The organism is Serratia sp. 22264 (assembly GCF_052045345.1).
Classification (GTDB): domain Bacteria; phylum Pseudomonadota; class Gammaproteobacteria; order Enterobacterales; family Enterobacteriaceae; genus Serratia; species Serratia plymuthica.
On sequence record NZ_JBQEOY010000001.1, the window covers coordinates 1833351 to 1857170 of the forward strand.

The window sequence follows — 23820 nt, forward strand, 5'->3', positions numbered from 1 at the left end:
ATTGCGATCAAGGGAATAGAGGGAGATAAACGGGGAAGCAAGCGTGACTACCCCTAAAGTATAATCAGGAGAAGAAAGGCTAGTTTATTGAAAATAAAAGCAAAAAATGAGGGATTGCGTTTAATGGGAGGGGTAACAAAACAAGCTGGGGTATTTGGGGGTAGGATGCGGGGCGGCCCCCGCATCCGGCAACATTAACCGAGATCCATTTCGTGCCCTATCCACTCGCCGCTGTCGCGGTTGATAAAGCGCAGATACTGCTCGTACTCTTCTTCGCCGTAGAACAGGTTCAGCAATGGCGTTTTGTAGAACGACTGCCACATTTCCCCCAGCAGGATGGGGCGACGCGGGACATAAATATTCTCGATAAGGTTGTAGCCGGTGGCCATCAGCATGAAACACAAGAAGAAATAATTAAACCGGCCGCGCAGGAAAGAACCCTGGTGGGCAACGTAGTAAAACAGCAGGAACACCGACGCCACGCTCGCATAGCGGCTCGCCGCCTGCAATGAGCTGGAACACAGGAAGACAAACACCACCAGCCATGCCGCAGCGTTTTTGATATCCCCGGCCTGGTTGCGCATCGGATTGCCCAGCATATACCCGCCGAGGAACAGCGCCGGGAACAGGATAATCAGGAAATTAATCATCCCGTTGGCGTTACCGCTGGTCAGATAGTCGCTGGCATACATGCCCGAGGTATAGACGTCCGAGTAGCTATTGATGCCGGAAATCGTAATATGCGACAGGATAAACGGCAGTGCGAACTTGGCGGTCACCAGCGCAATGACGCTGAACAATACCGTCAGCGGGCGGTTCAGACGCATCAGCCTGCTGCACAGGAAAACGCCGACCAGCAGCATGCTGGAAAAGTGGGTCAGCATGGCGAACAACATCAAGCAGATGGCAAGCGTTTGATTTTTCTTATGGCAAAACAGCGTCATGGCGAGTGTCATCACGGCCATAGAGAAACCAAAGCGCAGCCCCATGGCGATGATAAAGGGGTTGATCAAAAACAGCACCGCCAGATGCAGCAGGACAAACTGCCGGGAGGAAAACGTCTTGCCGGAGTGCAACATGACAATATTCAGCGCGGTGAGATAACAGTAGACCGACAGCGCGGTGTAAAGCCCCGGAATGACGAAAAAGGGAATGCCCAGCGTTTTGAAAATGTAAAAGTTGGCATAAAGAACGATGTCCACCTTACCCTGAATCACATCTGTCAGCGTGGTGGCCGAGGTGATGGCCGCGTAATTGGCAAAGTGGCGATAGAGATCCGCCAGCGGCGGGATCTTGATGAAAAAGAAAAAAAAGCACAGCGCTATCAGCAGATAGGCCATCGAATTTTTCTTTCCTGGACGCAGCGTGGCGATACTCTGTATCAAAGCAAATAGCGGCACCGTCAACAACAGCACGCTGCCGATCACCGTAGAACGTTCAAAGCGCATAATCTTCCTCTGGATGGGTTCGCCCTTCACCGCACATCACACATGGCCCTTCAGAAGGGGACGCCACGGAAAAACAGGTTGCGGATAATATTTTTCATGTAAACCCCGGCCATCAGGCCGCTGTTTACGTAGACAATGCCCTTCAGACCGTACGCTACGCCCGCCAACCGGCTCTTGCCGTCGGTAATGATGCGCGAATCAATACAGGTGTGGCGCAGACGCATAACCTTGCGCGCCCGGGGCGATATCTGCGGCATCAGCCGCCTTTCGAACTGCATTTTGTTGCGATACCCGATAATGCCTTTCGGGCTGGAGGTAATGCGTTCGCCGTCATGGTCGTTATGTACCGCCAGGCGTTCATGCAGCGTACCGATGCGCGCCCCGGCCGCCAGCAGCCGATACAGGAAAATATGGTCCTGGTAGCGCGGGGTGTTGAAAAAGCCGCGCACCGCAATCGCCGCGCTGCGCCGCATCATGATCATCGGCGTATAGGCTACGCCGGCCAACATAAAGTCCTCCAGACCGTCGCAACGGGCGCGGTAATAATGGTCTGCGTTAATCTGGCCGTTTTTCAGAATATCCATATCGCACAGGCTGACGTCATAATCGCTCTGGCGCATAAACGCCAGTTGGTGGGCAATCTTCTGCGGATGGTAGTAATCGTCGTCATCCAGAAAAGTGATGTACTCCCCGCTTGAACGCAGGATCCCGCTGTTGCGCGCCAGCGCGCCGCCGCCGTTGTGCCGGCGCGGATAATAGATAACCTGCCCCTTATCAATATAGCCTGCCAGGCATTCGCGGGTCGCCAGGCGGTGCGCATTGCCTTGCGGGTTGTCGTCCACCACGATGATTTCCAACGCGCGGTGGGTTTGCGCCAGCACGCTGTCAATGGCGCGCGTCAGCAACTCGCTGCGGCCATAGGTGGGTATGATAACGCTGACTTTGATGTCCATGGTCTTATTCTGCCTGTAGGGGGCGAATGTATTCGCCCCGTTTAACATGGGCGCCGCATGCGGCGCCCCTACTCGATCCGGGAATGGGTGAAGACAGCGCCGCTATCCGCGCAGGCTATAAAGCCGGGCCATCAGGTAGTAGGCCAGCGGACTGCGATAGAACAACCGGTTCTTGCGGCTCAGCAGCTTGCGTTCCTCTGCGCGCAAACCGGAATAGCGGCGTTTCAGTTCGCCGGTTTCCCGCAACGCGTCGCGCAGCCCGAAAAAATCCAGCCCCACCAGCAAACGCGCCTTGAGCGTGGTGACATAAAGGATCGAATACAGCCCATTCCCCATTCCCAGGAGCCGCCCGCTGTCGGCGCCGGCGATCGCATAATCCAGGTCATCCAGATCGCGCCTCTTGGGCGCACGCGTAATGCCGTTCGGGTTGGTGCGGTATCCCACCAGCGGCGTATCGCACATCACGATGCGTTCCGCTTTCAGGTACAGCTGCGGGATGAGCTGAATATCCTCAAAATTGCGCCCCTGCGGGAAACGCATCTCGTCGAATAACGTTTTGCGGTAAATACGCGCCCAGGCAAACCACATGCTGCGATTGAAACTGTCCGCCAGCAGCGCCATATGCGCGTCACGCTCCTGCGGTGCGGCATTGCCGGGCACGATGGCCAGGGTGCAGTCCGGCTGGATTTGGCCGTTGTTCATCACGGAAAATCGCTGGGCATTGAAAGCCACGATGTCCGCCAACGGGTTATCCGCCAACAGCCTGCCCAGAATGCTGAAATACCCTTCCAGCAGCACATCGTCGGAATCCAGGAAACCGACATGTTGCCCCTCGGCATGCACAATGCCGCTGTTGCGCGCCTCGCTCAGCCCCTGGTTATGCTGCCGCAGAATGCTGACCTGCGGTTTCAGTTGCGGGTAACGGCACAACACCTCTTCGGCAATGTCGATGGAATCGTCCGGGCTGCCGTCGTCCACAATGATCACCTCCGCCCAATCAGGCAGCTGTTGCAGTACCGAGCAAAGGCACGCCTCAATGTAAGCCTCGACCTTATAGACCGGGATAATCAGGCTCAGGGTGGTTTTCATGATCGGTTATCCTTTCTTTTCTGTTTGACGTTGCACCTCTACCGCGCTGCTGCCCATCGACGACAACTGCGCGTCGATCTGCGTCTTCCCTTGCGCTCGCCAGCCCGCAGGCAGATCGAAACGCGCCGACATAGGCCGATAGTAAGGGTTGGCGATCAACACCAGACCGCGCTCGCCGTTGATAAACAGCCGCGCCGGGATGGCGGTATTGTTGCCCTGCAGCAAGACGCTTTCGCCAGACAGCAGGTAGGGGTTAAAGCTGACAATCTGCTGCGCTACGCTGGCCACGCCTCGCCAGACCGCATCGAACTCCCGCTGGCTGAAGCCGCCGCGTTGGCGCTTGTAGAACAAGTCGGTATAGGAATAAAACAAGATGCCCTTCGCACCGCCAATCAAGCCCAGCCAGGCCTGATTGCGCATCTCCGCCTCGGTGGGCTGGCGCGGTTTGCGTTTTGGCGCGTAAGCGGCGTGATCCATGATCTGCATCACCAGCCAGGCGCCCTTGACCTGGCGCGCCACCTGGCTGGTGATACGCGTGTATTCCAGGGTTCGCGTCAGATCGGCATCTCTGCCGACCGGGTAAGGATCGCTGGCCAGCACGTCCGAACTGTTGAAATAGGCGTTGAGCGTGCCGGTCTTGTCCAGCACCTGGAACGTCAGGTGATCCGGATCCAGCCGTTTCACCTGCAGGTGTTTTTCTTCAATCTGCGGCACATACTCCGGCCCCAGCTCATCGTTGATGTACCAGGCCAGCAGGTTCGGTTCATGTTTGAACTTTTCGACGTAATTCGCCGTCAGTTGCGGGTAACTCAGTTTGGTTTGCGGCGCGAATCGAGTGCCGGGATACAGGTCTTTCAGCGAGAAAATCACCTGCAAACCATACTGCTGCGTTTTGCGGAAATAACGGTTCGGATCGCCCACGGTGCCGTAGTTGTAATTAAGCAGCGTGTTGAAACCGGCATCGCGGATACGTGCCAGGTGCTCATCCGTCGCCATCTCGCCGTACATGTAAATGCCGAGCGGGAAGAAACGCTTCCCCTGTTTCAGGGTATAGCCCTGCGCATCCAGCGCCACTTTCGGTTGCGGGCGGCCGACGCTGATCGGCATCTCGCTGCGCTGGCTGCGCTGAGTCGCCACGTCCGTCACCTGCTGCTGCAGGCGGTATTCCCCGGCGGCCAGCCCGGCCGGCAGCGTAAACTCTACCTGCTGTTTCCCTTCTATGCGGTAACGGCGGCTGTCGCTTTTCACGGCGGCACTTTTTCCGTCGACCAGCGTGCTGTCCACTTGTACCTGCTGCGGATCCACGACCTCGATCAGGCTTGATGCCGCGCCGTTGCCTGCGCGCATCTGGTACAGCGCCGGCGCAACCGGCTGCCGACAGGCGTAAACGTCGTCAAACCAGGCGCTGCCGGTCGTACCGCGGCGCAGATAAACCCCCAGTACCACCTTTACCGCCCGCGCCGGCACCCTGAAATCGCCGGTGACCGGTTGCCAGCCGCTGGTGCCCAGCACGCCCTGCGGGTAGCTGCCCGCCAGGAAGCGCCCCTGATCGTCGTAGCTTTCGACAAACACCGTCGCGCCCTGGTTGTCGCCCTTGCCCTTCAGGTTCTCGCCGCGCACCCAGGCGCCGAAAGCCAGCTGTTGGCCCGCTTTGACCGACAGCGTCTGCAACATGTTGTGATAGTTGGCCGGATTGTGGTTTTGATAAAACAGGCTGGCCTGGCCGGTATGGCCGCCGGACACCACCTCTGCGGAAGCCAGCGACCAGCCCGCACCGCCTTGCTCAAAGCCGGGGTTAGCCAACAGGTTGTCGCCGCAAGGCGCGGCATGGACCTGCACGGCCAGCCCGACGCCCGCCAACAGGCAGGCGAAAGAGAGCTTGCTGATATTCATTGGCGTTTCATCACTGCGCTGTACAGGTAGGAGAAGAACAGGTAGCAGGACTTCTGGTAGGACAGCCCCAAATGGCGACGATAGATTTGCCACTGCCAGTCCGCCGCCTTGATTTTGTTGCCCGACAACGACTGGGCGGAAAGACGGTAAAAAGCCAGCGGTTCAGGAATGCAGTACGCCAGACGGTTGCGCGCTTTTTCCAGCACCGACAGCCACATCACATAATCCTCATGCCCTACCTTGCTCTGGTAGATCTTGCCCACCCGGCGCTGGTTGTACATGCCGGTCAGGTTGCCGATCCAGTTGCTTTTCAGCATGTCCTTGTAGGCGATAATCTCGCCTGCGCCACGGTAGTTTTTCACCAGCGCCGGATCATTTTCGAAGGTGTAATAATGCGAACACACCACGTCGTAGCGGTTGGTCTTCAGGACGCCGACCTGGCGCGCCAGCTTGTTTTCGCGCCAGACGTCGTCGCTGTCGCAGAAAGCGATATAGTCGCCGCGCGCCGCCTCAATGGCGATGTTGCGGGTTTCGGCCACGCCCTGGTTGGTGTTGTTGCGAATGTAGGTCAGACGATCGTGGATGAAGGGTTTAACCACGTCTGCGGTGTTGTCCGTCGAAGCATCGTCGATCACATACAAATGGTAATCCTGATAAGTCTGGTTCAACACACCCAGGATCGACTCTTTGATAAAACCGGCGGCGTTGTACGCCGGCATGATTACTGACACCTTTTCCATCTTAACCTCCAGCGATAAGCTGTTGCCATTGGGGATATATACGTTCAGGGATGTACTGTTGCGCCCGCTCCAGCGAATGCAGGGAGAAGCGCTTACGCAACTCGCCGTCAGCGATCAGCGCCAGGGTGCGTTGACTAAAGGCAGCGATATCGCCTTCCGGCACCAGATAACCGTTGCCGCCATCGTCAATCAGCTCGGCGGGGCCGGTCTGACAGTCAAACGCCACCAGCGGCAGGCCAAAGCTCATCGCTTCAATCAGCACCATCGGCAGCCCTTCATAGCGGGACGTCATCAACAACATTCCGGCATGCCGGTAGTGACTGGCGATATCCGGAGTCGCCGGCAACAACTTCACCTGTTCGCCAAGGCCGGCTGCATCGATTTGCCGCTGCAATGCGGCGCGATCCGGGCCGTCGCCGACGATATGCAACTGCCAGCCCGCCGCTTGTTGCGCCGTCCGCTGCCAGGCCGCAATCAAGCGGTCAAAGCCTTTCTGGTAACACAGCCGCCCCACCGCCAACGCCACCGGCTGCGGCTCCTGCTGCGGCGGCCGTATCGGGAACGGCGAGACGTTTTCGATCACCCGGCATTTATGCTCGGGCACCCAGCGGCTGATGGTGGCCAGATCTTTCTTGGTCAGCAGCACGGTGTGGTCGCCCAGCCGGTAGACCAACACCTTCAGCCACTTCATCGGCCAGGCATACTGATGGAAACTGACGTGTTCGCTCAGCAGCAGGCGGCTATGCGGGCACAACAACCGCAGATACGGCACCATGATCGACGAGAGCTTGCCCATAGATACGGTGACTATCACGTCATAGCGCCCACGCCGCAGAAACCGCGCCAGCCGCCAGGGCCACAGCGCTGATCTGCCGGACATGAAGCGCAACTTCACTCCGGGCTCGAGCGGGTAAAACGCCCGATCACCGCTGATCGACACCAGATCCACCTGATGGCCCAAACGCGCGGACAGCGCATTGGCCAGGCTGCTGGCTACCCGCTCGGTACCGCCTTTTTCGGCGATGTTCTCAATCACGATCGCTACTTTCCGTTGCTGCATGTCATCTCCGAAACCCCTCACGGGCTGTGCGCAACAGGCGTCCCCCTAACGGAAACAGCCCCAGTCTGGCCAGGCAGTCGCCGTACAGTTTGATCGCCTTGAACTTGCTGCTCAGAGCGTGGTGCTCCGCGCGCGATGAGTAATAGTTGAACGCCTGCAGATTCTCGCTGTACAACGAAGCCAACAGGTGTTTGCTGGCAAACCCGCTGATATAGCGGCCGCTGGCGTTCAGGTAAGCGTCAATAAACTGTTCACTGGCGTCGATGTTCATCCGGCTGCGATCCGTCGCGGTATCGCCGCAACGGATGAACACCCCCAACCCCTCGTCGAAGGCCACCCTGGCGCCCAGATTGGTGGCATTGACCAAAAACCCCCAGTCCTGGTATTTGTAAAGAAACTCGGGAAACAAAAAACGCCGGTCATCTTTTTTACGCAGGCTGATGGCGGAAGTGCGAATATCGCCCATATCGAGAAATAAAAAATCCGCCCCAGTCGCCCCCTCTTTGTAATCAAATCTATAGCTGCGGATATTCTTGTCATTCACCGTGCTGTAATTGCCGAAAACAATGTCCAGTCGGGTATCCTGGTGGCGTTTCAGCCGGCGAATAATATAATTGGTGCTGAAGAAATCCTCCGGTTCCAGAAAGAAAACCACCTCTGCACGCGCCAGGCGGAAGCCGGTATTACAGGACGCCGCCGTGTTGCTGCGCACTTTATTTTCATGCAGGCGCGCCCGACGGTTAGCGGCCAATAAACTGCGCATTTTTTCCAACTCTTCTGGTTCTGATGCATCATCAACCACAATAATTTCATAATCGAACCCGAAACAGGCGTTGGTCATACGGACTAATGTTGCGGCCAGACTGGCTGAATTATTAAAAGCGGGCATGACAATTGATAAGTCCATTTACTACCTCAACAATATATTATCATCTGGCAAAACAGTGGTAATGCCAGCGGAATAGTTTGTTATCCCAGCATATCCTTGCCCGGTTATTTCCCCCCATCCTGCAGCGATTAAAATACGCGCAGCCTACCGGTCATTTAATTAATCCTGAAAATAACTGCCCCACTCCTGTTCAATGGTTTCTGGCATCAGCCTTTGCAACCCGGCCCCCGGGGTAAACGTCAGTTCGCCAAAATAGATACGCTCTTGCACCTGATAAAAATCCACGCGCACATAAGAGAACTGCTCCGCCACCTGCCGTGCCAGGAGCAGCATTTTCTCCAGCCTGCAGGGTTTATCCATGGGCACTTCACTGTTTGGCACGCCCATGCGGATCTCGGTGCGGTTCCAGTCGGCGTCAAAAAAATCTCGCCGATGATCGATAAAGCGCTGATAATCTATCTGGATGAAAAACCGAATGTCTCCCCCCTGATTAAAGCAGTGGATCTTGATATCATTCGGCGTTTTTCCCTCTTCCAGCAGCATTCTCTCGACCATGATGCACGGCGGGATATCCTTATAATGACGTTCGCGATAAACCTGATAAAAACTCTGCCGCAGCCAGCTGTTGGTTAACACCCGTAACTCATTGAAGCTGGTTTGGCTTTTATCGAACACCAGTTTGTTATAACCGCTGCCGTGGTTTGCCTTGATCACGAAGGCGTCAGGTAATGCCTGATACATTTCCTCGGTTAATTGATTGCCGTGCGCATAAAGATCGATCAGGTATTCTTTCCCCCACAGCTTTTCAATATAGTCGCGCACCCGATATTTGTCGGACAGTTGAGTATATATCGCCAGAGGATAGACCTTTCTGCGCATTAATTTTTCGCTATACCTTTTCGGCTGAGCCAAATGCGGTATTTTCCGAAAAAACAGGGCGTATTTTAACTGATGATATAACGCGTCGGGCATATTACGGTAAAAACCCTTCACCAGATTATTTAACATAGATTTCTCGCACCTTCCCTATTAACTGAGGTAAACAACGGTAGCAGGTCAACTGCAATCTCGTAATTTGTCCTCTTCTGAAGAAGCCATTAAGTACAAAGAATGAAATAAACTCCGTTATCAGGGTTGAAACCGCCGCGCCTACTATGCCGTAACGCGGTATCAACGCCAGATTCATCAGCACGTTGGCCAACGCGGCCAGCGGCATTTTTATCGCTATAAATCGATAGCCCCCAAACAGCACTATCGCCCGATAGGACACGGTGCCCATCACCGAGAACAGCGACGTCACCGAACACAGCGCCAAGATGGTGGCGGTTTCGCGGTAGCTGTCGCCAAACATCAGCGCCACGATCGGGCCTGGGAACAACGACAGCAGCAAGATCACCGGCATGGAGAGCGACAACACCACCAGATACAGCAACCGGATACGTCCTTCCTGTTCGGCCAATGAGCGGGCATTCGCCACGCCCGGCATCATTGAGGTGATCAAGGCAATGGGGACGAATATCCATCCCTGGCTCAGGGTAATCGCCGCGCTGTACAAGCCGACGCTGTGCTCGCCCAGTACGTTGCCGATCATGATCTGATCGATACGCGTGTAGACGACGATCGACAACCCGGAGACCGCCAGCGGCAAACCTACCTTTAACAGATAACGACCATAGCGCCGCTTGTGACGCCCGCTGATCGCCCGCATACCGCCCTGCTCGCGGCGAAACAGCACCCAACGCACGGCGTACGGGATCAGGCTGCTCACAACATAGGGCACGGCAAACCATTCCAACGGCAATTTGGCATGCACCAGCGCCAACCGCAGAATGATTGACAACAACAGAGCCAGGTTGTTGATCAGCGTGTTCAGCTTCGATTTCAACAGCGCGTCGTAATAAATCTTGTAGACGTCCTGAATAGAGAAATACGCGCTGGCGAGCATCAACAACATCATGATCTGACTGGTACGATCCTGCGTCAGCACAGCCCAGGCCATCAGCGGCACGGCGATCAGCGCAAAAAGCTGGCGCCGCAAACGCATCGAGGCCATCATCAGCCGAATACCGCTGCGCCGCCGCTTGGCGACGCGGTTGAACAACACCGCATCCGCCCCCAGTTGTACCAGCGGCACGGCAATGGCGATCACCGACAGCAGATAGTTAATCAGACCGTATTGCGCCGGCCCCAGATAACGCGCTACGTACACCGAAACGAAAATCCCCGAAAGGCTCAGCGATATCCGTTCCAACATCAGCCACAGGGAGTTCATCAGCATCGCTTTCATGCGCGATTACACCTTTTCCTGATGACTGGGGTAAGCAAAGGCGTAGTAGCCGGCGTCGGTGGCGGTTTTTTTCACCATGCCGTTCAGGATCACCCCTTTAATCGCCACGCCGTTCTGCTCGAAACGACGAATGCTGGTTTCGATCTGCCGGACGGTGTCGACCTCAAAACGCACCACCATCAGCGCGGTGCCGACATGGTGACCCACGATGGCGGCGTCGGTCACCGCCAGTACCGGCGGCGTGTCGATCAGCACCAAATCGTAGTTCTGCCTCGCCCACTGCAGGAAGTCGGCGAAACGCTGATGCATCAGCAGTTCGGACGGGTTCGGCGGCACCTGGCCACGCGGCACAAAATCCAGATTGGCGATAGCGGTTTTCTTCACCGACTGATCTGGCGCAATCAACCCGGACAGCATGTCCGACAACCCGCCCCTGGCGCTGTTGTTGAACCAACGGTGCAGGAATCCCTTGCGCATGTCTGCGTCGATCAGCAGCACCCGTTGGCCCGCCTCGGCGATCACCACCGCCAGATTGGTGCTGGTGAAACTTTTCCCGCTGGCGGGGCTGGCGCCGGAGACCATCAGGATATTGTTTTTGGCCTCCATCATGGCGAAGTGCAAACTGGTGCGCAGGCTGCGGATGGCTTCGACGGACAAATCCCCCGGCTCTTCCTTGGCCAGGATCGGCAGCTTGTCACCGCCGTTTTTGACCAGTAGCTGCTGCTGGGTGCGGTTACGTTTTTGCTGCCACGGCGACAGCGGGACCGTGGCATACACATTGATACCGCGCTTTTCCAACGCCTCGGTGTCACTGACGCCCCGTTGGAGCGCCGCGCGCAATACCACGATAGAAGCCGACAGCACGCCCCCCATCAACAGCGCGAAGAGCACGATCATCGCTTTTTGCGGTTTTACCGGCCGCAGACCGCTTTCCGCCTCATCGATAATGCGGATATTGCCCACGGTGCCCGCTTTGCTGATGCTCAATTCCTGCTGCTTGTTCATCAGTTGCATGTATACCTGCTGATCCACCTGCACATCACGGGTCAGACGCAGAATTTCCTGCTGCGTTTTCGGCAACGTCTGCACCTGCTTGCCGAGCCGCGCCTTTTCCGCCTCCAGCGTGGCGCGTTTTTCCAGCAGTGCGCGATAGGCCGGATGCTCGCGGGTATAGAGCTTGGAGATTTCCGCTTCTTTGAAGGTCAGCTCATTCAACTGGGCCTCCAACTGAACCTGAGTATCCAGCACCGATTTGGCTTCCAGCGTCAGGTCCACCGAATCGTTCTGCTGACGGAACTGGTTGAGCTGATTCTCGGCGTTGTTGAGCGACGTCTGGGTGCGCGGCAGCTGTTCGTGCAGGAAAGCCAGCATGCGCTGCGCTTCCTCGGTTTTGCGATCCACATTCTGTTGCAGGTAGTTATCGGTAATGCTTTTGAGCACCGCTTCGGCGCGCTGCGGATCCTCACCGGCCAGGTTGAACGTCATAATGCCGCTTTCCTTGCCGCCAGGGGCAACGTCAAGCAGGTTGCGAAGATCGTCCACCGCCTGCTGGCGCGGCACGTTGACCACGCTAAACTCGGTGCCCGGCAATGCCTCCAGCGCAGTGACGTTCATCGCCCAAGCGCCCTGCTTCAGCGGTTGCCCCACGGTGCCGCTGAACAAGTTCTTCCCATCATGGCTCAGGCTATAACGTTGCTTATCCTGCACGGTCAGGGTCAGTTCCTGGCCCTGCATCGCCGCCGGCACCGTCATCCCTGAGATGAGCAGTACCGGTGGCAGTTCGCCGCTCAGGCGGGCCAGCCCCTTGCCGAACAGCGGAAAGTAATCCGGGCTGATGCGCACCGTCAAACCGAGATCGTCCACGGTTTTGCCAATCACGTAACGTGATTTCGCCAGCGAAACCTCATCTTGCGTCGCCGAATTCTGCCCCATCGAACCCATCGAGTTGTCCAGCGTCTCGCGCAGCAGCGAATCGCCCGAAAGCTGTTTTTCCACCTGTACCAGCGCGGTTGCCTGATAGATCGGCGTCGCCATCAAGGCATAGGCGCAGCCCAGGACACCGGCGACGCCGGTCACCAGCAAAATGCGCCAGCGATTATCCCACAGCGGGCCAATCAGCCGTTCCCAGTCCAGTTTCTCGTCCTGCTCGGCCATCACAATCGGCATTGCATTATTTTTCATCATCGGTGTTCCTTAAGTCAGCGTGGCGGGGTTACCAGTTACGCACCCGCAACGTGGCCTCGCTGAGGTCGTTAAAGCTGGAAATCGTCGGTACCAGCTGGCTTATCAAGCGGTTCCAGCGCGCAATCGGCGCTGCGGTGACGTACACCACGTCGTAAGGTTCCAACTGAAATTCTGTACCCATCGCCAATGCAGCGGCATCAGACAGGTCGAACTGGTACAAAGACGCCAGCCGCTGCGGCTGTTTGCCGCCGTTCGGGCGGATCACGAACACGCCGGTGGCATCGGCCACCGTCTGGCTGATGCCCTCTGAACTGCCCAACGCCTCCGTCAAGGTCATGCCGCTGCGGTCCATTTTCAGCGTCGCCTGTTTACCGACCTCACCCATCACAAACACCTTCAACTCGTCATTGCGCGGCACATACAGAATGTCGCCCGGCTGCAGCAGTTGGTTCTGGCCGGTATCGCCGCGCTGCATCAGCGCCTGCAGGGAGATGGGCTGTTCCTTGCCCTGGTGAGTCAGCACCACGTTGCGCCAGTCGGCGTTGTCCGTCAGGCCGCCGGCGGCGTTAATCGCATCGAGAATGGTCAGCGGCACGTTGGTCACCGCCTGCTGCCCTGAGGTTTTCACTTCGCCGGTCACATACACTTTCTGCGAGCGGAAAGCGGCAATGCTGACGTCCACCTGCGGGCTTTCCACATAGCGCGCCAGCCGGTTGGCGATCTGATTGCGTACTTCGGTGACGGTTTTTCCCACCACCTGCACCCGGCCGATATAGGGGTAGAAGATCGCCCCGTCGGCATGCACCCAGTTGCCGGTATCGCTGGCGCTGCGGTATTGGCCGGCAGGCGTGGTCAGTTCCGGATGGTCCCAAACGGTGACGTTAAGCACGTCGCCGACGCCGATGCGGTATTGGTAACTCTGCAAGCGCTGGTCCAGCGCCGGGTTTGGCCGGGCCACCGGCTCCACCCGGCGCATTTTTTCCAGCAGCATCGGCGTTACGCGGTACACCTGGACCTGCTTATCCAAATCGAAGTCTTCATCCTGCTGGGTGACTTTGGCTTTCCCTTGAGTAGGCAGGTGCGAACCTGGAAATGTCGTGCAGCCGCTAAGCAACGCGGTGGACAACACCAGCGGCATCAAATGAGGTAAGTGAAGGTTCATGACAGTACCGTGAAAAAACGGGCCGCCGTTGCGGCCCGTGGGAGGATTAACGATCGGCGGTAGGGTTATCGGTAAAAATCGGTGCCTGACGCGGTTCATGCAACATGACAAAGTAACCGAAGAAGCAAAGTACAAAGGCCACCAGCATCTGGTAGTCCGGCAGTTGCAGGACCTCGCTGCAGATACCGACGCAGGCCAGCGTCACCGCCAGCATGCAGCTCATCGCCAACGCCTGGCGCGCATTGAGACCACGCCGCATCAGGATGTGATGCAGATGGTCGCGACCGGCCTTGAACGGGCTCTGACGGCGCAGCAGTCGGCGCACCATGACCGTCACCATGTCCATCAATGGGATAGCGATCAACCACAGCGCGGTCACTGGCCGTATGACAGCGTCCTGCCCCTGGGTGGCGACGATCAGCAACCACAGCACGCTGAAACCAATCACCATGCTGCCGGCATCGCCCATGAAAATCTTGTTGCGCGGACCGAACATGCCGAGGTTAAACAACAGGTAAGCTGCCAAGGCCGCGATCAGGCTCAGGCACCACATCGCCAGTTTTTCTTGTCCCGCCAGACCAAACAGAATCGCCAGTGCGATAAAAGTGACGCAAGACAGCGCGCCAAGCTGGCCGTCGATGCCGTCAACCATGTTATAGGCGTTAATCGCCCCCCAGACCGCCAGCGGCGTGATCAGCAAGGCTATGTAACCCAGCATCAGCTCCTGATGCCCCCACAGATAGCCGAAGGAAGTAAGTTGCATCCCTGCCGCCAGCATCATCGCCAGCGCGATCCCTCCCTGCACGATGACGCGCGGCGCCACCGGCAGATCAAAACGGTCATCAAGCACACCCAACACCACTAACGCCGTGACGCATAACAGGTAGATATTGCTGTGCGGCAACCATTCCGGTTGCCAAAACGTCACCAGCATGAGGGTGAGATAAATGGCTATTCCGCCAACCAGCGGTATATGCCCCTGATGACGCTTGCGGGCATTGGGTTTATCCACTAATCCCACCGCCAGCGCAGCACGGCGTGCAATAACCACCAGCGTCAGCGCCAAAATAAATATTATGCTCAGTTGATATAACATTGTTCCTCCAGCGAATAAGCACGCTACCGCCCTTGAGTTACAGCTCCCAATGCGCTATTAACAAAAACAAAATTGACATCGCCAGGATATAAGTCAGCATAAGCTCATCCTGTTAACTACAGATTCATCCGAAAAATAAAAGGCGTTAGCGCATGAGAAATATATCTCTAGGAAAACTCATGCTTAATGGTTCTTTCGATTGCCAAATTAAGTTCAACCGGCGCCTCGAAATTGTTTTGCACATTGCTTTTAAATTGTGTTCTGGCGCAGAATTTTTGTACTCTCACGCGGCTAATAGGGAATTTACGGTGACTTATTTTACTCACCACATCCAATGCCGCAGCGCCGCAGATCCCGAATATATAAGGAATCCGAATGGTTTTATTCTCTCTGCCCAATGAAGACGAAATAACGTCGACCAGTTGGTTCATGGTGAAATCCGGTTTATCAACATAATTGCTGACCTGATAACTGGCCTGCTGATCCAGCGCATACTCCAGCCTGGCTGCAATATTCTCGACATAAGCCATGGATTTCATATTATTGCCGCTGCCAATCATTACGAAACGGCCGCTGGCGATCTGACGGAACAGGTTATAAACGTTGCCGCGATTATTTTCGCCGAATACCACGGTCGGACGGATAATGGTCAACTTATTGTCACCGTCGGCCTTGCGCCAGGCTTCGTAGACATACTCCGCTTCCAGCTTGGATTTACCGTAATGGTTAAAGGGTTCAAAACGCCCTTCTTCGCCGGTTTCCTGGGTAACGAACCCGTAGACCGCCACGGATGAGGTAAAGATAATCTGTCTGATGTTCAGCGAAGAGGCCGTCATGCAAACATTACGCGCACCCTCGACATTAACCTGATAATACAGCGAGATCGGATCGACATTATCCTGATGCTCTGCCGCAAGATTAATCACGGCATCACACCCCGCCAGTGGCTGCAGCAAGGTCTGCGGCTGGGTTACATCGCCAAACTGATAGAGCTCCGGAAAATGTTCGCTTTGTTTCTTGTCTACAATCGTCAAAATCAGATCGCTACGCGCACTCAGGCGCTTAACCAAACGCGTTCCGATAAAACCGGAACCCCCGATGATAGCTACTTTACGCTTATCCATATTTGTCACTCAGCCAAGTTTTCCATTAATTCCCACCGCAGAATTGAGGCGAGACGCTTAATACGCGTTAGTTCATGGAAACCAGACTGGACAAATCGGCCCAAGCTTTCAAATAACAAATAATGAAATAACAATATTTGCCGAATGTAAAATTATGGGGAAAAATGAAATGTCGGTGTAGACTAATTTTTAACTTCGTAAGCAACCTGATATTGAATGGTTTTATTCGGCAGAATAAGATTAATCTTACCTTTACCCTTGGCCTCTGAAATTTCGTATTTCACCGGCTGTTTAAACTTCCCCTGTTTGGGATCGATGCACTCGATGGTCGCCTGCTCCAGGCTTTCGCCCTGATAAAGGCAAAGCAGCGTTTGCGGGCCGTTAGATTGGGGATTGTTCAGCGTCAAGGTAAGCACCACGCGGGTGTTGTTTTGTATATCATTGATAATCGGTGGACGAGTTTGGTTCCCCAGCACATAGGAAAAATGTGAAATAATCAGCAGTGAGACAAACACCGACAGGTACTTCACCACTCTGACGGCAGGAACGGAGAAAAAACCCGCCGATGCAGTCATTTTATTTCTTATTGTTGTATTTTTCAGCGGTACGGATACCACAGCAACGGGTGGCCCGGAACTCGTAATCGCTTCCTCATGCGTGTCTATTTTCTCGGCGCTAATTTCATCGTCTTTATTTCCACTTTCAGATATTTCCGCTTGAAAATCTTCGTTAATATTCCCAGAAACTTTCCATATTTCATCAACACCATATTCATCCTCCTCCGATATAAAGTGAAAAGCGGCCTTGTTTTCCACCTTATAGCCCAGGCGTGGAATCGTTCTGATAAGCGTATGTTCAACATCACCTATTTTCTGACGAATTGATTTAATTGTTTGATTTATCGTCGAATCTGAACAATAAGTTCCTTTCCATATATTTTCTATAATTTCCGTACGACTAACCAGTTCAGGGGATCTGGCGACCAGAAGTGAAAGTATCTGATACTCCTTCCAACGCAGGCGGAATTTTTCCCGGGAAGGTGTCAGAACATCTAGATTCCTAATCTTTATTCTTTTATCAAGATTCACTTTTAATTTCCTTAACGTGCCTGTCCTGCACACTTTGTATAGAAATATGAAAAAATGTTCAAGAAATTAAATGTAAACTCAACAGGTTGTATTCATTGGATGTTTATTTTTATAAAAATTCGCTGATTTCATTTTTTACATCACCTCGAATACCAAAGATCCGATTCTAAGAATGTTCTCTTTTTCCCTGTTGGCAACATGGTTTCTTTTCATGTTTACCGGCAATAAAAATCAGCCAACAGACTGATTTAAAACAAAAAGCCCATATATGTTATAACTTTGTTGATTAAGTGAAATTGTGAAATTCACCCAAAAGCCTGCAAGTATCACCTGTTTTTCCACCTAATCCGATTGCCAGATAGCCTACAAAAAGCCAGCAAAAACAGAATGAGAGTTATCTGATTTAATCACTTCATGAAACAAAGCACCAAATACAAAGACATATTTTCAATTTGGCTACACAACCTTCAAATAATGAAGATCTCTGTCACTCACCATAACAGGCTATGTCACCAGCATGCTTTATTTCTGTAAAAATTTAGACAAGAAAATGAAAATCACGCTAACAATAATATTGTGGAGTATTCTTCATTGAAAAACATGAAGTGAGAGATGCGCCTATAAGAAAAGAGAAATTCAGCATGGGGAAATAAGAATATTACCTAAAGGCGGGGAATTTCACTGCGGAAAAACAAACTACGCGGAGAGTAAAAGAAACAGTCCCTCCCCTGTCGGGGAGGAACAAATCGCATCAGGCCGTTTTTTTACGACCGTACACAGCCCAGGTGATCACCACACACAACAGGTAGAACACCAGGAAAATTTTCATCGCGCCCGCCGGAGAACCGGTCAGCGCCAGGGAAGTGCCAAAGGCTTTCGGAATAAAGAAACCGCCGATGGCGCCAATCGCCGAGATAAACCCCAGAGCGGCTGCGGAATCGGTTACCGCTTCGCGCTGTGCGCTTTCGTCGCTCCCGCCTCGAGCCTTAACGCGCTCGAGGGTAATTTTACGGAAGATCACGGCGATCATCTGGAAGGTCGAGCCGCTGCCCAAACCGGCGGTAAGAAACAGCAGCATAAAGACGCCGTAAAACGCAATAAAGGACCCCGCATGCCCAGCCCCCGGTAAGGTCAGGAACAACAGTGCGGCAAACACCGCCATCAACACAAAGTTAATCAGCGTAACGCGAATACCGCCAAACCGATCGGAAAGCGCACCGCCAACCGGCCGTGCCAGGGCGCCGAGGAACGGGCCGAAGAAGGCATAATGCAGGATCACCACGTCCGGAAACTGCGTCTTCGACAACATGGCGAAACCGGCGGAAAAACCGATGAAGGATCCGAAAGTGGCAAGATACAGCAGACTCAGCATCCACAGATGGCCACGCTTGAGCACCGGCAACTGTTGTCTGAGCGAGGCCTTCGAAGCCGCCAGGTCGTTCATGCCGAACCAGGCCGCCAGCGTGGCGATCAACAGGAACGGCACCCAGATCCACGCGGCGTTCTCCAGCCACAGTTGACTGCCGTCCGGCTGAACCTGGCCCGTGCCGCCAAAAACGCCGAACATGGCGATGGAGATCGCCAACGGGGCCACCAATTGCATCACGCTGACGCCCAGATTACCCAACCCACCGTTCAAACCTAATGCGCCGCCCTGCCTGGCCTTTGGAAAGAAGAAACTGATGTTGGCCATGCTGGAGGCAAAGTTGGCGCCGGCGAAGCCGCACAGCAGAGAGATGATGACAAAAACGCCATAGGCAGTAGAGGTATCCTGAACCGCAAACCCCAGCCACAGGCAGGGGACCAGCAGTAAACAGGTGCTGATTGCCGTCCAGCGGCGGCCGCCGAACATCGGGATCACGAACGAATAAGGCACGCGCAGGATGGCGCCCGAAACGGAAGGCAGCGCGGTGAGCAAAAAAAGCTGGTCGGTAGTGAAATTAAAACCGACCTTGTTCAGATTGACCGCAACCGCGCTGAACAGCATCCAGACGCAGAAAGCCAATAGCAGGCAAGGAACGGAAATCCACAGGTTGCGACTGGCAATCGCCTGACCACGCTGTTGCCAGAACTCGGTGTCCTCAGGTTGCCAGTTCTGAATAACCGCACCTGTTTTTTTTGATGATGACATTGCAGATTGCGACATAAAAACCTCAGAGACAGGGTGATAACTCCGCACACCCTAGGTGGCGGCCCCCAGGTCAAAGTTGATGTAAATCAATCGGAGTGCAGGTAGTCATGCGCGGCAAACGAACCGACATCCCTTTGTGAGTAAGCGGCCATTATTTATAATGTTATTTAAAATCAATTATTTGTATTTTATTTTCCGCCACTGCTACCCGCCTGTAGCGGCACGCGGAAACTAAGAGGTACTTCGTTAGAGGTATGGGGTTGCCTGCAAGTATGGTGAAAAATAACGCCAAATCGTTACCGCCTTCGCTGGCACAGCCTGCTTTCGCCCTCTGGTTTCCAGCCGTCGCCACACTCTACCTCCGGGGATCCAAGCAACATGAAACGCCTGTTAGCTCCACTTTCCATCGTTAATCAGGTAGCCATGCTGATGATGCTGCTAGGCATATTGGGCATCGCCGGAATGGGCATTTCCGCCTGGATGTCGCAAAGCATTCAGGGCAACGCGCATGCCATCAATAAGGCCGGCTCGTTGCGTATGCAGAGTTATCGCCTGCTGTCGCAGGTTCCGCTGGATGCTCGCAGCGAAGCGCTGGTTCGCGAACTGGATCAGGCTCAAGACAGCCCTGATCTTCAGCGTTCGCTGGAACAAGAAGAGATGACTGAACAATTTCAGGCGCTGCATGATTATTGGCAACTAACCCTGCTGCCGCAGTTGCGTCAGGCTCGGCACCCGGCCGACGCTGCGCCGCAGGTCGCGCATTTCGTCACCCTGCTGGATAAGCTGGTGTCCGACATCGACCGCCAGACCGAACGGCGGCTGTTGATGGTGACGCTGGTACAGGCGGTATTTATCGCTCTGACGCTGTTCTTGTTGGTCGGCACTATCTGTTACCTGCGCCGTCGCCTGCTGCATCCGTGGCGGCAACTGGTGGCGATGGCGCTGTCGGCGGGCCGTGGCGATTTCAGCCGGCGTTTCGCCCAACGCGGCCACCAGGATGAAATGGCCTCGCTCGGTGGCGCGTTAAACACCATGTCCGACGAACTTTCCGCCATGTACAGCGGGCTGGAGCAACGGGTGGCGGAAAAAACCGCCGACCTGCAACAAAAAAACCAGGTGCTGAGCTTCCTTTATAAAGCCAGCCGCCAGTTGCACGGCAATGAGCCTATGTGCAGCCGCCTGACGCCGATACTCAATCAACTGCAAAGCCTGACACCACTGCGGGCCATTCAGGTTCGCCTGTACGAGAACAACAGTCAGGAACAATTCGTACAATTGAGCGGCAACCTGCCGCTACGGCCGGAATACTGCACCAACCCGGTCTGCAGCGCCTGCCTGAACGACGATGGCCAACAACATGCCCATCACCCTTTCCTGAGCTGGAGTTTAAGCGACAAACTGGGGGATTACGGGGTGATCGTCGCGCAGCACCTACCGCAACAGCCGCTAAATGACGATCATCACCAGTTGGTTAACACGTTGGTAGAACAACTGACCAGCGTGTTGGCGATTGAACGCCAGGTCGATCATCAGCAACAGCTGATGTTGATGGAAGAGCGCGCAACGATTGCGCGTGAGTTGCATGACTCCATTGCTCAGTCGCTGTCGTGCCTGAAAATGCAGACCAGTTGCCTGCAAATGCAGGGCGCGGAGCTCTCGCCCGCCAACCTGGCGCTGGTGCGACAAATGCGTGAAGAACTGAACATCGCTTACCGCCAATTGCGCGAGCTGTTGACCACGTTCCGCCTGCGCCTGACCGAACCGGGGCTGCTGGCGGCGCTGCAGTCAACGGTACAGGAATTTAGCCAGCGGCTCGGCGTTGCCATCGATCTCGATTACCAGTTGACGCCACGCACGGTGCCTTCTTATCAGGCTATTCACCTGTTGCAGATCGCCCGCGAAGCCTTAAGCAACATCAATAAACATGCCCAGGCCAGCCGGGTAAGCATTCAGGTGGTCAATCGACGAGGCGAAGTTACCCTGAGCGTCTGCGATAACGGACGCGGGCTGCCGGAAGAGACCGCCCGCCCCGATCACTATGGCCTGATAATTATGCGCGATCGCGCCAAAAGCCTGCACGGCCACTGCGAGATTTTACCCTGCAGCGGCGGCGGCACTGAAGTCCGGGTGGTATTCAAACCGGACAACCACGCCATCGATTAATGAGAGAAACCATGACGACTGAAACCGCTGCCACCATTTTACTGATTGATGACCATCCGATGCTGCGTAATGGCGTAAAGCAGCTGATCGCTATGGACCCACGCCTGCAGGTGATTGCCGAAGCCGGCAATGGCGAACAGGGCGTCGCGCTGGCCGAAGAGCACGATCCTGATCTGATCCTGCTCGACCTGAACATGCCGGGCATCAACGGCCTGGAGACGCTGGATCGCCTGCGCATGACCGCGCTATCGGGCCGCATCGTGGTGTTTAGCGTCTCAAATCACGAAGATGACGTGGTCAGTGCTCTGAAACGCGGCGCCGACGGCTACCTGCTGAAAGACATGGAGCCGGAGGATCTGCTGAAGGCCATGCATCAGGCGGCAGCCGGCCAGATGGTGTTAAGCGAAGCCCTGACACCGGTCCTGGCCGCCAGCCTGCGTGAGAACCGCCCCAGCGCCGAACGTGATATCCAGCAACTGACGCCGCGTGAGCGCGATATTCTGAAACTGATCGCCCAGGGCCTGCCGAACAAAATGATCGCCCGCAGGCTGACGATCACCGAGAGTACCGTCAAGGTGCACGTCAAACACCTGCTGAAAAAAATGAAGCTGAAATCGCGCGTCGAAGCCGCCGTCTGGGTGTTGCAGGGGAAAAACGGTTAATCCGCGCCGTTCAGTGGCCCGGTCTGTGCCGGTATCGCCGGCGTTTGCAAGGTTTTCGCCGGCGGCAACCCCTCGTCGGTGCCGGAAGACAGCGTCAGGGGCTGCGTCACTTGCAGTTGGATCCAGTTGGATGTCACTAACTGGTGTTTATCGTCTTCCAGCGTAACCGATAAAGAGTAACTGTTGCTTGCGCCCGGAGAGGCATCCCACTCAGGCACAATCAGGCTCCAGCCGTGCGGATCGTTACCGTTTTGCGGCGGCGTCAGGCTCAGAGCCTGGGTATCCCCCTGCCAACTGACGCGGGCGATTTTGTTGGCCGCTTTAATTTCAAGCACCAGCGGCAACGTTTCCCCTTCCTTCAGGCTCCACGGCGGCGTAGCCAAAAACACCTGCAGCGTTTTGCGTTGTCGGAACGCCAACACCGGGACATTTTTGCGTTCGATATTGTCATAGCGGCTACCGCGCAGCGACTTGGCCTGCGCAACGTACTCCGGCGATATCTGTTTCACCAGGGGCACACCAAGACGGTAACTCAGCGCCAGTTCGATCTGATCCTGGCTCGCCCCGCCTTCGCCCATCTTGTGCAGCGCTTTCACCGTCACCAGCGGCACCGGCGTGTAATTCACCCCAAACTGCATGGCACGCGGATCGCTTTGCTTTTTACCGCTGCCGAACAGATCGACATTCTCCCCCCAGTACTGCTCATAGCTGAGAGAACCGCCAATCTGACGGTAGAATGGCAGGTAGCCTTGAGTAGTAATGTCATAACCGTTCGCCGGTCGGCTGAGGAACACCGCGTCATTTTTCTGCTGCGCCAGCGCCGACAACGGATAGTAATAATTGGCGGAAAAACGCAGGAAATCGCCCCAGGCTTCGGCGCCCACGCTGGCACGGTTGTGCCGGCGCTCAAAATCGCTGTCGAGCACCGTGTTGTACCCCAGCAGCCAATCCCCGGCGACCCAGCGTTGCCCAATCCCCAGGTTGCCCAGCGAACCGTCGTTTTGCTGCAAAAGACCGAGCTGGCTGTAAGTCAGCAAGCCGTTGACGTCATACAGCGGGCTGAACAGTTGGCCGCTGCTGCCGGCAAAATCCCCCTGATTGGACACCGCCAGCGACAGTTTGGCGGTGCCCAGCGGCGATAACAGCTCCTGCGCTTGCTGTTGCAACACGTCGTTTGCCTGGCCCAACACATAGTTCTCGGCGCGGGTACGCACCTGCTGGCCGGAAACGTTATTCAAATTACGTTCCCCCAGCTGTTTGGCCATGGTGGCCCACTCTTTCTCACGCGCAGCGTCGTCCTGAGCATTACCGCCAAGCTCGGGCAAATCATTGCCCGACGAATGAGCGAGAGAATCGGGTGCCGGCGGGGATTCAGCCTGGGCGGGCAACGCGCCGCAAAACCAGGCAAGTGGCCACACCAGCAGCGCCGCCGGTAAACTGCCGGTCAGGCGAGGGAGAAAATGAACGGCTTTTTTCACTCTGCAGCGTGTTTTTTGTCTAACGTCAGTCATTACTCTGTCGCCATCCCCTCATCCGGAGAGCAAGGCGCATCAATCCTGTTTTTGCTGCGGCCACTCCAGGCGGCAGACAACTCAACCTTCGCACACTGGTAACACAGGGCATTTATCCCCTTTCGAGGGCCCGGCGCCACAGCGCATCATGAATACTCAAGCCTAGTGGATTTGTGATGAGAAACCATCGGATAAACCTCAGTTATTCATGTGACAACGTAACAAAATCACCACCACAGAGGCGATGGCATCAAACCATAAAATGCCCGGTTCCGAGCCGCCAAAAGGAGTGAATTCACTTTATTTCACCTGAAATTTTGCCGAAAAAAACCTCAGCCGG

General features: G+C 55.2%; 18 protein-coding genes. 2 read left to right on the plus strand and 16 right to left on the minus strand.

All coding sequences use genetic code 11. The features are described 5' to 3' along the window. Positions 1-194: 194 nt before the first annotated feature. The 15 genes from ACTJJ1_RS08530 to ACTJJ1_RS08600 form a co-directional block, all read right to left on the minus strand. Positions 195-1448: an EpsG family protein gene (locus ACTJJ1_RS08530; protein ID WP_110605841.1), complete on the minus strand. Its 1254-nt coding sequence runs from the start codon at positions 1446-1448 to the stop codon at positions 195-197. A gap of 50 nt (positions 1449-1498) precedes the next feature. Beyond that, positions 1499-2401, minus strand: a complete 903-nt coding sequence (locus ACTJJ1_RS08535) for a glycosyltransferase family 2 protein (protein ID WP_440833125.1) — start codon at positions 2399-2401, stop codon at positions 1499-1501. 102 nt (positions 2402-2503) lie between these two features. Continuing rightward, positions 2504-3490, minus strand: a complete 987-nt coding sequence (locus ACTJJ1_RS08540) for a glycosyltransferase family 2 protein (RefSeq protein WP_440833127.1) — start codon at positions 3488-3490, stop codon at positions 2504-2506. 6 nt (positions 3491-3496) lie between these two features. Further along, positions 3497-5383 (minus strand): carbohydrate-binding protein CenC, encoded by a 1887-nt coding sequence (locus ACTJJ1_RS08545; RefSeq protein ID WP_440833129.1) that lies wholly within the window; start codon positions 5381-5383, stop codon positions 3497-3499. Next, a complete protein-coding gene (locus tag ACTJJ1_RS08550; protein WP_004945805.1) occupies positions 5380-6123 on the minus strand; it encodes a glycosyltransferase family 2 protein in 744 nt (247 codons plus the stop codon). The genes ACTJJ1_RS08545 and ACTJJ1_RS08550 overlap by 4 nt, the downstream gene beginning before the upstream one ends. Before the next feature lies 1 nt (position 6124). Beyond that, a complete protein-coding gene (locus ACTJJ1_RS08555; protein WP_004945808.1) occupies positions 6125-7183 on the minus strand; it encodes a glycosyltransferase family 4 protein in 1059 nt (352 codons plus the stop codon). A gap of 1 nt (position 7184) precedes the next feature. After that, positions 7185-8090, minus strand: coding sequence for a glycosyltransferase family 2 protein (locus tag ACTJJ1_RS08560; RefSeq protein ID WP_440833132.1), 906 nt, complete (start codon positions 8088-8090; stop codon positions 7185-7187). A 141-nt stretch (positions 8091-8231) separates the two neighbouring features. Next, on the minus strand, positions 8232-9080 hold the full coding sequence (locus tag ACTJJ1_RS08565) for an ATP-grasp fold amidoligase family protein (protein ID WP_004945820.1): 849 nt from the start codon (positions 9078-9080) through the stop codon (positions 8232-8234). Beyond that, a complete protein-coding gene (locus ACTJJ1_RS08570) occupies positions 9070-10359 on the minus strand; it encodes a flippase (protein WP_004945822.1) in 1290 nt (429 codons plus the stop codon). Before ACTJJ1_RS08570 ends, ACTJJ1_RS08565 begins: the two co-directional genes overlap by 11 nt. Positions 10360-10365: 6 nt before the next feature. Continuing rightward, on the minus strand, positions 10366-12543 hold the full coding sequence (locus ACTJJ1_RS08575) for a polysaccharide biosynthesis tyrosine autokinase (protein ID WP_440833135.1): 2178 nt from the start codon (positions 12541-12543) through the stop codon (positions 10366-10368). 28 nt (positions 12544-12571) lie between these two features. Beyond that, positions 12572-13705, minus strand: coding sequence for a polysaccharide export protein (locus ACTJJ1_RS08580; RefSeq protein WP_020439216.1), 1134 nt, complete (start codon positions 13703-13705; stop codon positions 12572-12574). A gap of 46 nt (positions 13706-13751) precedes the next feature. Beyond that, entirely contained in the window at positions 13752-14801 is a 1050-nt protein-coding gene (gene wecA / locus ACTJJ1_RS08585; protein ID WP_004945831.1) for a UDP-N-acetylglucosamine--undecaprenyl-phosphate N-acetylglucosaminephosphotransferase, read from the minus strand. 167 nt (positions 14802-14968) lie between these two features. Beyond that, complete coding sequence (locus ACTJJ1_RS08590; protein WP_004945832.1) at positions 14969-15925, minus strand: NAD-dependent epimerase/dehydratase family protein; 957 nt, start codon at positions 15923-15925, stop codon at positions 14969-14971. Positions 15926-16107: 182 nt separating this feature from the next. Next, a complete protein-coding gene (locus tag ACTJJ1_RS08595) occupies positions 16108-17013 on the minus strand; it encodes a transcriptional regulator (protein WP_202290972.1) in 906 nt (301 codons plus the stop codon). Between the two features lie 751 nt (positions 17014-17764). Then, on the minus strand, positions 17765-19159 hold the full coding sequence (locus ACTJJ1_RS08600; RefSeq protein WP_020439220.1) for a NarK family nitrate/nitrite MFS transporter: 1395 nt from the start codon (positions 19157-19159) through the stop codon (positions 17765-17767). A 363-nt stretch (positions 19160-19522) separates the two neighbouring features. On the opposite strand from ACTJJ1_RS08600, the gene narX reads away from it, so the two are divergent. Both narX and narL read left to right on the plus strand, forming a co-directional pair. Then, complete coding sequence (gene narX / locus ACTJJ1_RS08605) at positions 19523-21307, plus strand: nitrate/nitrite two-component system sensor histidine kinase NarX (protein WP_440833139.1); 1785 nt, start codon at positions 19523-19525, stop codon at positions 21305-21307. A gap of 11 nt (positions 21308-21318) precedes the next feature. Then, a complete protein-coding gene (narL, locus tag ACTJJ1_RS08610; RefSeq protein WP_006326049.1) occupies positions 21319-21969 on the plus strand; it encodes a two-component system response regulator NarL in 651 nt (216 codons plus the stop codon). Here the strand turns inward: narL and ACTJJ1_RS08615 are convergent. After that, positions 21966-23480, minus strand: a complete 1515-nt coding sequence (locus ACTJJ1_RS08615) for a YchO/YchP family invasin (RefSeq protein ID WP_440833141.1) — start codon at positions 23478-23480, stop codon at positions 21966-21968. The genes narL and ACTJJ1_RS08615 overlap by 4 nt on opposite strands. Between the last annotated feature and the right edge of the window lie 340 nt (positions 23481-23820).